This window comes from Methanobrevibacter sp., assembly GCF_045646045.1.
Classification (GTDB): domain Archaea; phylum Methanobacteriota; class Methanobacteria; order Methanobacteriales; family Methanobacteriaceae; genus Methanocatella.
In genome coordinates this window covers 1-3,682 of the sequence record NZ_JAZRJY010000077.1, presented here as the reverse complement: position 1 = coordinate 3,682, position 3,682 = coordinate 1, and the positions used below count along the sequence as shown (strand labels likewise).

1 protein-coding gene is annotated in these 3,682 nt (G+C 30.9%); it reads right to left on the bottom strand.

Features of this window, described 5'->3' with window-relative positions; translation table 11 throughout:
• The coding region (locus ACKI5C_RS04925; protein ID WP_407432088.1) for an AMP-binding protein at window positions 1-3,682 on the bottom strand (3,682 nt) is incomplete at both ends.

The following is a 3,682-nucleotide window of genomic DNA, read 5'->3' as shown; positions in this document are numbered from 1 at the left end:
AACCGCACCTACAGACAATATACCCAAAATAGAGAACATATAATACTCACATCTACCAGTTAAAAAGCCAACACAGCCACCAGCTTTAACACCCAACTCCATTAACTGTTTTGCAATCCTATCTGCTATATAAGCTCCTTCACCATAACTGTAATGATTATTGTTCATGAATACAAGATTATTTTTTGGGCATTTTGCCAAATTATCATTAAAAGCATCCAAAACATCATTATACATTAATTCATGTTCTGTCCGATTAATATTGTCTAAAAGTTTAATATCATCATTATCAATATAATTTATATCAGATAATTTATTGACAGCAAATAGATTGTTTAAGATTAACTTATATGATTTTGCAAAAGATTCCATTAGCTCTTTGGAATATTTATTGGAATATCTGACATTTAAAATGTAATTTTTATCTTTTTGAATAACTTCAACACTTAAATCAGCAATCAAATCATCCATTTGACTTATAAATTCATTCTCATTAATTTCTACAGGAATATCAATTTCATTTTCATTATTTTCTATAATCCAATCCGGTAAAAATTGGAAGATTATACTTGAGTTTATATTATGTTCTTTTGCCAGCAATCTGAATGGATAATAATTATATCTGATTACATTATAAATTAAATCAGCCAAATAATCCATAAATGATGAAATACTCTGGTTTTTACAATCAACCAGCATTGGCAAGGTATTGACATACATACCAACAGAGTTGAAGTTAAATCTGTCACGGCCATTTTCAGTAATGTTGAATAATGCCAAATCATTACCTGTGAATTTAGATAAGGTATATGCGAAGGCACTTGTGAAAACAATATTTTCATTGACTCCATAATTCTTTAAGAATGATTTGAATGAATTATAATCCAAATCAAGATTTATTTGTGTGACTCCAGGCCCGTCAGACATTACACTATCCAATAAAATGCTTGCATCATCCGCATCCATCAGCATGGAGCTGTAGAAATTATTGGCATTATTATATTCATCTGTATTGCGTATCTGTTGATTGAATGCTGAAACTTTTAAAAATGAATCGTCAATTTCAACACTACCTCCGTTAAGGAGTGTGAATAAATTATTTTTAAATACATCACCAGATAATGCATCGAAAATAATATGGTTAAATACACTGAAGAGAGTATAATTATCCCCATTATCAATAATTAAAAATCTAGATAGACTGTCATCCAAATCAAATGCTTTTGTTAAAAATTCTTGAATGAAATTTCTATCGTTTTCATGCTGAATGATTTGTGGTTTGGATCCTTTAACCAAATAAGGAACTTCAAAACTGTCATCGACACACATGCCTAAAATGGGGTGGACATTAAGAAGTTTATTCAAAGCTTCTACAATATCTTTAGAAGAATAATTTTTAGGGATAGTTATTTCTACTGGAATTATATAAGAGTCTGTCTTTTCATTTGAAATAATATCCAGATATACATTTAATTGAGGCTCATTTAAAGGACATCCTCCATCCAAAGAATAAATATCCAAATCAAACTGCATATCATTTTTATCAATATTATTTGCAATTTCGTGAGGGGTGTGTAAACTTAAAATATCTGCGGCAGTAACATTATAATCTTCAAGATAAGGCAGCAATTTAATTGCAGTTAATGAATCACCACCAAGACGAATGAAATCATCGTTAATACCAATTTTCTCTTGATTGAAGACTTTCCCAAATGCATCAACAATAATTTTTTCGGTTGCATTTCTTGGAGCAACATAACCTGCAGATAACATATCCAAATCAACTTCAGGTAAAGCCTTTTTATCTAATTTACCATTAACATTTAAAGGAAGTTTATCCAATTTAATAACAAATGAAGGAACCATATAACTAGGCTTATGTTCCTTTACATGTTCACAAATCCTATCTTCAATATCTCCAATATCTTCAGATACAACAACATAAGCTACCAATTCATTATTGCCATTATTTTCAAATGTCTGAACAGTTACGTCTTCTACATAATCAATATTTCTTATTACCCATTCTATTTCAGATAATTCTACACGATTTCCACGAATCTTAACCTGTGAATCATTTCTTCCTATAAATCCTAGCGTTCCATCAGGCAGGAATCGTGCAACATCTCCTGTTTTATACATTCGTTCATAACCTTCCAATTCACCATCAAATGGATTCATGAAGAATGCTTTGGCGTTGGCTTCAGGATTATTCAGATAACCTTTACTTACCTGATAACCGGAAATATATAATTCCCCTACAGCTCCAAATGGAATTCTTCTTTGTTCGTCATCCAAAAGATATATTTTTGTATTCCAATCAGGATAACCAACTGATGAATCATCAATTTTATCAATAACATTAATTGAAGTCATTGAAGATGTTGCTTCAGTCGGCCCGTAGACATCAAGGAAAGTATAATTTTGCGGAGGATTTACAGAACCTAATTTTTCCCCCACAGCAGATAAATTCTTCAGTGAGGTATCTTTTACATTATCCACAAATAATTTGGAAACCTGAGTTGTAATGATTGTATGAGTAACTCCATATTTAACAAAGTATTCATTTAATTTTGTAATGTCCAATCTTATGCTGTTTGGAACCCAAGTTACTGCACCACCAGTTAAAAGAGCTGCATAATGCTGCAGGGACACATCAAAACCAACAGATGCAAATACTCCATATACATCACCATTTCTAAATTCCGCATTATGTCTATAGAATTGCACCATATTTGCAATAGAATGTCGTCCAACCGGCACTGCTTTAGGATTTCCGGTAGTACCGGAAGTAAATAATATACATGCCGTATCGTTAATGACAGGATTAGTGTAATCAAGTTTTGATAACTTTCCACTAACTTCAGATAATGATGAAACATTAATGACTTTTAGATTAACATCCAATTCATTGATTAGTTTATTTGCCCTGTTTTGGAATGTATCTGTTGTAATAATTGCTTTGGATTCGGATTTTTCAATCATATATTTTATACGATTATTCGGATGATTTTCATCAATAGGAACATAAGTTGCACCGGCAGATAGAATACCCATATTTGATAGCAATACCCAATGATTACGGTCAACAAAAACACTTACTTTATCATTGGCACCAATATCATTCGCATTTAATAATTCTTTTATTCGATTAATCAAATATGCGCCTTCAGCATAAGTATATGAAGCCTCATCACCCAATACAAGATTGCTGTTTGGATAAGCAGTAAGGCTATCATTAAATGCCTCCACGATGTCATCATATTTTAATAAATGTTCACTATGATTATTATCGTTTAAAAGTTCTAAATCGCTAATTGAAGTGTAATGTATGTCAGATAAATAATCTTTATCTAATATCTGAAGCAGTATTTTTTCAAATGCTCTAATAAAACGAAGCATTGTATCTTTAGAATAATAGTCGGAATATTCAACACTTATATTATAACCATCTTCCAAATCATTCACGACACATAATAAGTCAGAGACTGGATCCCAGGCCAATTCTTCAAATATTATTTTATCAGATATATTTGAAACATCATTTAAGTCATAATTATATTCGAAAACAACATTATTATTTAAATTAAATTCTCTTGCAAGCAGCCTAAACGGATAAATACTGTTTGTCATTGATTTTAAAATTAAATCAGAAACATCATTCAAATAATCAGAAATATCC